The sequence below is a fragment of the Vibrio sp. 1078-1 genome (genome assembly GCF_033340475.1).
Genome location: NZ_JAWOWM010000748.1, coordinates 1 through 550, shown reverse-complemented (window position 1 = coordinate 550; position 550 = coordinate 1). Strand labels below are relative to the sequence as shown.

Here is a 550-nt window from a genome sequence, read left to right as displayed (position 1 = left end):
AGAGAGGTAACGCCTCTACTTCTATTGAAAAACCAAAGCATGTGCCCACCCCCTTGGTCGAGGTTGCCACTAGCTTGCCTCCCATCATTGACACTAATTGGCGACAAATCGCAAGCCCTAGCCCTGTTCCGCCAAACTGTCTCGAAACCCCTTCGTCTTCTTGAGTAAACGGCTCAAAAATGGTCGCCAGTTTGTCCCTTTCAATGCCGATGCCCGAATCCTTGATAAGGAATGTGAGCGAACCTCGCCCTTGCTCTAACGCTTCTTCGTAGCTCACGTCGACTGAGATATAGCCTTGTTCAGTAAACTTAACGGCATTGGAAACCAGATTAGTAATGATCTGTTTGATGCGATGATCATCGACCATCACGCGAGCCGGAATGTTTTCATCCAATGAAATATCGAGTTCAAGCTGTTTAGACGTGGCTTTAGATTGAAACAAAATCACCGATTGATAAACGACTTCGCGAATGTCAGCTTCAACCAACGACAATTCGAGGCGCCCCGACTCGATCTTAGACAAATCTAGAATATCGTTTAGCAATGCAAG

Annotated in this window: 1 protein-coding gene; it reads right to left on the bottom strand. The window is 46.5% G+C overall.

Going from position 1 to position 550, the window contains the following annotated elements:
- Positions 1 to 550: sensor histidine kinase (locus R7190_RS29845; RefSeq protein ID WP_318138205.1), on the bottom strand; the 550-nt coding region annotated here is incomplete at both ends.